Raw genomic sequence first — 7,914 nt, 5'->3', positions numbered from 1 at the left:
AAATGCAATTCCTTCTTTTAATTAGAAATTAAAAATTAGCGTAATTTACATTGTTTTATTCGCTATTTCTTTATTCGCTATTCCGAATTTAGCTAAAACCGAAAATTCTAAAAATGTTTTTGTAAATGAATTACAAGCCAACGGATTGTATAAATTCTATCTTGCTTTTCAGAATAACAAATTAGATTATTTTAAATTCTATAAAACATCTTCTGAGCAAAAAGCTTACGCTATTTTAAAAGAGCAATTTCCTGCTATTTCCGGAGAAAAAATGATTCGTAAAATTACAAGTGATTCTACTGAAAATCATAAAAATGTAGTTTTAATTACTATTGAAAGTTTAAGTGCTGAATACATGAAAATGTTCGGAAACGAGCAGAATATCACTCCGTTTCTGGATAGTTTAGCGCAGAAAAGTCTGCAATTTACCAATTTATATGCTGTAGGGAACAGAACGGTTCGCGGACTTGAAGCGGTAACTTTGTGCCTGCCACCAACTGCTGGTGAAAGTATTATAAAAAGAGAAGATAATAAGAATAAGTTTTCGACAGGATTTCTTTTTAACCAAAGAGGTTACAACGTAAAATTCATGTACGGAGGTGATGCTTTTTTTGATAACATGCAGGATTTCTATTCCGGAAATGGATATAAAATTGTAGACAAATCAAGTTTTGCTCCTGAAGAAATTACTTTTTCGAATGTGTGGGGAGTTTGTGATGAAGACATGTACAATAAGGCAATAAAAGTCATGAACGCCGAAGCAAAAGAAAATAAACCATTCTTTAATCATATCATGACGGTAAGTAACCACCGACCTTTTACTTATCCAAACAATAAAATTGATATACCGGGTGATATTAAATCCCGTGATGGTGGTGTAAAATATACCGATTATTCGTTGAGAAGATTCTTTGCAATGGCGAGTAAACAACCTTGGTTTAAAAATACCCTTTTTGTAATTGTAGCAGATCACTGTGCTTCGAGTGCCGGAAAAACAGAACTTCCGTTAGATAAATACAGAATTCCTGCTTTTATTTACAATCCTGAAGCCAAGCCTGCAAAATACAACAAACTAATGTCGCAAATAGACCTTATGCCTACTCTTTTTGGGTTATTGCACTTTAGTTATGAAAGCAAATTTTTTGGTCAGGATGTTTTCAAACCAGATTACAAACCAAGAGCTTTTATCGCTACGTATCAGGATTTAGGACTTATAAAAGATAATGTGCTTACGATTTTATCCCCTAAACAACAGGTAAAGCAATTTGATTTACAGCTTAATCCAAAACCCGGAATTGCTCCTGAATATCAAATTGATTACAATGAAATCCCGATGAAAACACAAAGAACTGATCTGGTTAATGAAACAATTTCTTTTTATCAAACGGCATCTGATATGCTAAAGAAAAGAGAATATCAAAAAACAGCAAATAGTAATCCTAAAATAGATAGTGGTTTTAAACAGGCTTCGTTAAAAAATGACAAACAAATAACGAGAAGCGAAAAAAGTTTTCAATAAAACCATACACCCTACTTATTAATCATTTACGATATTTCCTCTTACATCAAAGAAGATTACAAAAAGTAAAAAAGCCTCAAATTCATTTGAATTTGAGGCTTTTTTTATAAGTCTGTGAACTAAAAACTGAGACTGAAAACTCTTTTTCTAGTCATTCTGATTTTTCATTCCGAATAAGTTTCCTTGTTGAAATAATTTTAAATCATCTCTTAAAAACTGGTAGTTTCTTTGTGTAACTGCCGGAGAATCTAAGTCGCTTAAATCTGGTTTTCCTGCATTTACCCATGCCGTATACCAAAAACTTGCTGTAGCAGTAATTGCTTTTCTCATTTGGCTTTCAACCATTCCGTTTAACTCTTCGTGTAGTTTTTTAGCATACTCATCAGAGAAAACAGCTGTATTGTATTTGCTTTTTAATACTTTTCCGTCAGCATCCATTTTAAAAACCTGAGCTTCCGGAGTTGCAGTTCTCAACTTTTTATCAATATCTAATAATGGTTTAGCTAAACTATGTGTATCATTGATCATATCCCAGGTTGCCTTATGAACATCTTGGTAGTATTGTGCCTGAGGAACATTTAATTTATAATTTTTAGCAAACAATTCCGGTAATCTGCTTTCCCAAAGAGAATGAATTCCTTTTTGATCGCTTAATTGACCATCATGATTAGCAGAAGTATGCAATGGCATATGCGCATCGCCAATATAATGACCTAAATCTGCAGCAAGAAACAAGATTTCGGCTCTGTTTTTATCTTTAAAAGCTTTAGTTAATTTTACCATCATATCTTCGATATACCAAGGCAAAATCCCGTTGTCATTCAGGAATTTAGCATCGTATTTTTTCTTTGCTGCTTCAAGAGTTTGCGGGATACTGTCCACAGCTCCAAAATTCTCCATGTCGAAATAATGTCTCGGATTTTCATCTTTATAATTTAAAGCATACTTTCTAATGTCCGGAACAGAAGCTTCCTGTGTAATAAAGTCTATATGATTGTAAAAAAACACCTGTAGCGATTGAGGCAAAGCCATAACAGCAGCTTTATTAATACGTTCGTGACCTACAATTCCCCAGGATAATGTCAAAAAACCAATTGCTGATGCGAATATTGCAATTAGCATTGGTTTCATTTTAAAGTTTTTCATTTGTAAATTTGTTTGTTGCAAATTTATCTCATTTAAAGATAATTTAAAACAATAGTACCAATTATTGTGATAATTTAATTCCTTTTAATTTTTAAAGCATTTTACTGAAGTAAGTTCAGATTAATAAAGTTTCTTTGTAAATTCGTTTTGTTTTTTTATTATAAAACCAAAATCTATGCGCCCTACTTATTTAAGTGTTCTTTTCTTTTTAATTACTGCTGTTTCTTTTGCTCAGGATGATCTCATTCAGCTTAAATCTGTAAGTGACACTATTTTAAACCCAAAGAGAACTTTACAAATGGCTGATCCGTTTGATGGATTAAAAACCATGCAAAAGCTGTTTCCGGGCAAACTATATAAACTTTCTGACAACAATACGTTTTTGAGCTGGAAATGCAAAAACTGTAAACCTAGCGCTTACACCGATGTAAATGGTGTCGAAGGAGATCAAATGTTTCCGTATAAAGAAGGCGTTGCAACAAGACTTCTTGACAATATAAGCTATACAGACTCAAAAGTTAATCAGTTTAAATTATTGTTTTTTAATCATTCTGATTATGATGCAGACGGCTTGCAAACCGGAAGATTCTCAGGAGGTTTGATTGGTGTTGCTAAGTTTGCGAAAAATGATAATGTCTGGCAAATGAGATCTTTTCAGCCTGCAATTGCTGCTTTTGGAGCTTTTTCGAGAGCACCATCGCCAAAATTAGTAGAAATTGGCGATGATCAATATGCTTTTACGTTAGTACATTCAAACGGTGGCGCTGGTGCTCCTTATTATGATTATCTTTATTTAATAGTAGGCTTTAACGGAAAATACCAACCTTTGATGGAAGTGGGTAATTACAGACTTTCTAATACAGGAAATGGGTCTAACTGGTCAAGTACTTACAAAGTCGTTAATGATAATAATAAAAAATATTTTAGGGATATTGTCATCACAACAACCGGGTTTTATACCAAATTTAAAGGCGGAGATGATGAATATGAAGTTGATATGCCTGAAGAAGTTAGCGAAATGGCTAAAACTAAAAAGCAATTTAATTTCTCAATCGAAAGGCATTTTTCTTTTAAAGGAAAATGGTACAATGCTGTCGGCAAGTCTATTGTAAAATTTTCTAATGTAAAATAAACTTTATTCATCCTTTAATTCAAATATAAAATTGAAGCTAAGCCTAACCCTGCAATAAAGATCCAAAGCAAAACTCCCTGAAACAAAGGCTTTACTCCTACTGCTTTTAAAGTATTTATATTTAAAGTTGCTCCTATTAAAAACAAAGTTATTGTCAGACCAATTTTAGCTATGTTCACAATATATAGCGAAACAATAGCGGTTTGAGGTACATAAGAATTAAAAAGCATGGCCAGAATAAACAAACCAATAAAATAAGGGATTTTGATTTTTTGAGATTTATTTTTAAAGATAAACGCGGTTAAAAGCGAAATTGGGATAATCCACAATGCTCTGGCTAACTTTACTGTTGTGGCAATTTGCAAGGCTTCGGCTCCGTATTTATTGGCAGCACCAACAACCGAGCTTGTATCATGAATCGCAATAGCGCACCATAAACCAAACTCTTTTTGAGACAAATCAAGCTGGTGTCCGATAAATGGGAAAACAAATAATGCGATAGAATTCAGAATAAAAATAACGCCCAATGCAATTGAAGTCTGGTTATCGTTTGATTTGATTACCGGAGAAATAGCGGCAATGGCACTTCCGCCACAAATGGCAGTTCCGCAAGAAATTAAATGTGATGTTTTTTTATCGGTTTTAAGCCATTTTCCTAAAAATGTACCTAATATTAAAGTACTAAAAATAGAGAAAATAGTCAGCAAAAAACCTTCTTTTCCGGCTGAAATTGCTGCTGTGGCGTTCATTCCAAAACCTAAACCAATAACTGAGAATTGTAATAAATACGTAATGGCAATATGATTGAATGCTATAAAGGGATTTCCAAAAACATTTACCATAACAACTCCTAACAATAAAGCGATTGGAGGCGAAATGATCGAAAGTAAACACAATACAATTATCAAGGCAAAAATCGCTTGTTGCAGATAAAGATTAATTTCGAATAAATGTGATGCGGTGTGTTGTTTCGTTTTCAAAATAAGGAATTTTATATTTCCTTACAAAGGTCTGCCCTTTCTACGATAATCGCCAATTGTAAATTACGATAGGCTATAACTCTAAGTTATAATAAGACGAAATACTTTGAATAAACAACTCTGACAAAGAATCAGATTTACCTAATAAAGTGATGATATAAAAATAACGTTCAACAGACAAATTCTCTACATCCAAAACGATTAATTCGTTATTCTTAAGCTCCTTATCGACCGCGTGTATTGACATAAAAGCAAAACAATCAGAATTTAATAAATACGATTTTATACTTTCTGTGCTTCCTAATTGCATTTCGATTTGCAAGTCGGTAATTTTTACGTCGATTTGTTTTAAGGCATATTCTATAACTTCAAGTGTTCCTGAACCACGTTCGCGAGTTATAAATTTCATTGCTTTTAAATCCTCTAACAAAATTTCGTTTTGTTTTGCAAAAGGATTATTGGTATTGCAAACCAAAACTAATTCGTCTTTTAAAAACGGAATGTATTTAATGGATTGATTTTTAGACTGTCCTTCAACAATTCCTATTTCGATTTCCTTATTGATTAAAGCATTTTCGATTTGTTCTGTGTTTCCGTTTAGCAAATTGACTTTAATGTCTTTTTGCTTTTGATGAAAACGTGCCAAAACCGGAGAAATAATATATTGCGAAATGGTGGTACTTGCTCCTAACCTCAATAAACCATGACGTTCATTGATAAACAAACTCATATCAAAGTCGATTTCGCGATAGATTTCGAAGATATTTTTGGTATGTTTTAGTAGAATTTCCCCTGCCGGAGTTAATGCAATTTTAGAACCATTACGCTCAAAAAGCTTGGTTTTATAAGTTTCCTCAAGTTCCTGAATATGTTTTGAAACCGCTGGCTGCGAGATATATAATTCTGTTGCCGCTTTAGTAAAATTTAAGCGAAGTGCAACGGTGTAAAATACTTTTAGCCTGAAATCCATGGTATTGTTATTTTTGTTTCGCGTTTAAAGTTTCAAGTTAAGCAAAAACTTTGAACCTTTGTTACTCTGAACCTTTGCTACTTTTTTAAAGCAATCCATTATATTTTCTAACAAACCATTCTGTAGTCAGCAAAACAGCAATTAAAACCAATAACCAAACCCAGTCAACTAAAGGAGTTTTGGTGGAGACGTTTTTCTCAATCGATTTGTATTCTTTGTTTTCAAGAAGTTGCTGAATCAAATCATCGGCCTGATCTTCAAAGAAAGCTTTTCCGTTGGTTTGCAGTGCTAATTGTTTCAGTTTTACAACGTCAGGATTTACAAATTGTTTTTCGATATCAAAATCTAAAATCTCAAAATGACTTGAATATATAGTATTCGAATTTAATTCTTTTACAGTGAAATTATATTTTCCGGCTGCTAAACCATCCAAATTTGCTGAAAACGAATTATTCCCTTTTAGCAAATCGTAGTTTTTAGCCTGCTTCGTTTCGGCATTTGTAACTGTAATAGTAAGTCTCGCTTTTTCGTCGAACTCGTAATTTTTATTAAAATACTGCGCATTAATCACGATTGCTTCTCCGGAATTATAAAAACTCTCATGCGTCACTACCAGAGATTTTCTTGAAGTTGTCGAAGCTAAATACTGAATAATCTTATCGATAAAAACATCGTATTTCTCAAAAGACTGATTATCGATATGACTTTGTAAACGCCATTTCCAGCTATTTTCTCCTAATAAAAAAGCTGTACGTTTTCCTTGATTTTCGGCGAAAGCCAACAAAGGTGCATTTGTAGCAACGTTTCTTATTTTTGAAGAAAGCAATACCGATACATTACCATTTGTTGTTATGGTTCCGAATAAATTCTGAAGGGGTGGAAAATTTTCAAAGCCAATATTTTCGATCGCAAACAAATTGAACTGCGATTGAAATTCTGACAGATAATCTTCTCTTTGTCCGCTCATTTTAAAAACCAAACTATTTTGTTGTTGGTTTAGAAAATTAAAATCGGTGTTGTTTCCGGTAATAATAAAAGTATTTATTCCGGCTAACTTGTTGTTATCAAAAATAGCTTTAAAAGCAACTGTTGGCTGATACAAAACCAAAACCGAGGCTTCTTGTAACTGATTAATATCATTTGGCTTAACCAATATTACTTTACGCTGTGCATTAACTTCGATCGAACGTTTTAATGCTGCAATATCAGGATGATTTATAGACGAAACGATAGCAATAGTCGACTTTTGATCGATTACTTCAACAGCAAAATTCTTGGTATTATTGTAGCTGTTTTTTTCTTTAGAACCAGATAAAATACTGGCTTTAAAAATTTGCAATCCTACTTTATCAGCAGGTAAAAGTAAGTTTAATGTTGCCGTTTTTTTTGAGGCCGTAAACGAAACTTTCTCTTTGGCTACAATGGTATTTCCTTGCGAAATTGTAAAATCGGCATTTGCATTTTTATCTCCGGAATATTGCAGAAAAACTTCTACTGGAAATTTATTTTTATGAAAAGCGTATTTATTTACATTAAGCTGATTGATTTTTAAATCAAGGAATGTGGTTGTATCTCCTACAACCAAAGGATAAACTTTATTAACAGGATCAAAACGATATACATAATCGTTTCCTGTAGTTTGATTTCCGTCGGTAATAATAACCGTTGGGAAAATCAGATTTTTATTAATGCTTTTTAGATTCCTGGCAACTTCATCAAGATTGGTTTGCTTTCCTTTAAAATCGAATTTATCCGAAGGTTTAAAATCAGCATCAAATTTATACGATTGGATTTCGAATTTTTCTTTAAGCGCAGGGTTCGATATTATTTTCTGATAAAGTTCTTCGACTTTTTTATCTGATTTTAAAACCGAAATCGAACTCGAATTATCTACCGCAATTGCCAGAGGCGTTTTGGTAATTTCCAGCGAATTTTTTGTCATTATAGGATTTATCAATAAAACCAATAATGCAAAAATGGCCAGAAAACGTAAAAAAGCCAAAAACACAACCACATTGGATTTGTTTTTGGCTTTAAAAAAATATTGAAAATACGACAAACCACCAGCTATTACCAAAGAAAGTAATAATAATAAAATCGTGTTTGTAGTCATATTTTATAGTTTAGCGATTGGGAATATTTAATAATTCAAAGATCTCAGAATAAA

The 7,914-nt window shown here is 32.6% G+C and carries 5 protein-coding genes and 1 pseudogene; 2 read left to right on the top strand and 4 right to left on the bottom strand.

All coding sequences use genetic code 11. The annotated features are described in order from the left end of the window. Positions 1-25: 25 nt before the first annotated feature. Positions 26-1,519: pseudogene (locus tag FLACOL7796_RS22765) on the top strand (LTA synthase family protein); the annotation flags it as partial. A gap of 147 nt (positions 1,520-1,666) precedes the next feature. Here FLACOL7796_RS22765 and FLACOL7796_RS22760 read toward each other — a convergent pair. Beyond that, complete coding sequence (locus FLACOL7796_RS22760; RefSeq protein WP_173973067.1) at positions 1,667-2,665, bottom strand: zinc dependent phospholipase C family protein; 999 nt, start codon at positions 2,663-2,665, stop codon at positions 1,667-1,669. A gap of 175 nt (positions 2,666-2,840) precedes the next feature. Between FLACOL7796_RS22760 and FLACOL7796_RS22755 the strand changes: the two genes are divergently transcribed. Further along, the gene (locus tag FLACOL7796_RS22755; protein ID WP_173973066.1) at positions 2,841-3,797 is read left to right on the top strand and encodes a hypothetical protein; all 957 of its coding nucleotides are present in this window, start codon (positions 2,841-2,843) and stop codon (positions 3,795-3,797) included. Between the two features lie 14 nt (positions 3,798-3,811). Here FLACOL7796_RS22755 and FLACOL7796_RS22750 read toward each other — a convergent pair whose 3' ends face one another. The 3 genes from FLACOL7796_RS22750 to FLACOL7796_RS22740 all read right to left on the bottom strand — a co-directional run bounded on the left by FLACOL7796_RS22750 (position 3,812) and on the right by FLACOL7796_RS22740 (position 7,860). After that, complete coding sequence (locus FLACOL7796_RS22750) at positions 3,812-4,777, bottom strand: YeiH family protein (protein ID WP_173973065.1); 966 nt, start codon at positions 4,775-4,777, stop codon at positions 3,812-3,814. Positions 4,778-4,850: 73 nt separating this feature from the next. Continuing rightward, positions 4,851-5,747 carry a LysR family transcriptional regulator gene (locus tag FLACOL7796_RS22745; protein ID WP_173973064.1) on the bottom strand — a complete coding sequence of 299 codons (897 nt, stop codon included), beginning with the start codon at positions 5,745-5,747 and terminating at the stop codon, positions 4,851-4,853. An 85-nt stretch (positions 5,748-5,832) separates the two neighbouring features. After that, positions 5,833-7,860, bottom strand: a complete 2,028-nt coding sequence (locus FLACOL7796_RS22740) for a hypothetical protein (RefSeq protein WP_173973063.1) — start codon at positions 7,858-7,860, stop codon at positions 5,833-5,835. Positions 7,861-7,914: the final 54 nt, after the last annotated feature.

This window comes from Flavobacterium bizetiae (assembly GCF_902804475.1).
Classification (GTDB): domain Bacteria; phylum Bacteroidota; class Bacteroidia; order Flavobacteriales; family Flavobacteriaceae; genus Flavobacterium; species Flavobacterium bizetiae.
This window is presented reverse-complemented; position numbering and strand designations above follow the sequence as displayed.

What these genes read in the sequence shown, in the direction of transcription:
- FLACOL7796_RS22745 (WP_173973064.1), bottom strand. Translation starts at nt 5,747, where the DNA reads ATGGATTTCAGGCTAAAAGTATTTTACACCGTTGCACTTCGCTTAAAT.
- FLACOL7796_RS22740 (WP_173973063.1), bottom strand. Translation starts at nt 7,860, where the DNA reads ATGACTACAAACACGATTTTATTATTATTACTTTCTTTGGTAATAGCT.
- FLACOL7796_RS22760 (WP_173973067.1), bottom strand. Translation starts at nt 2,665, where the DNA reads ATGAAAAACTTTAAAATGAAACCAATGCTAATTGCAATATTCGCATCA.
- FLACOL7796_RS22755 (WP_173973066.1), top strand. Translation starts at nt 2,841, where the DNA reads ATGCGCCCTACTTATTTAAGTGTTCTTTTCTTTTTAATTACTGCTGTT.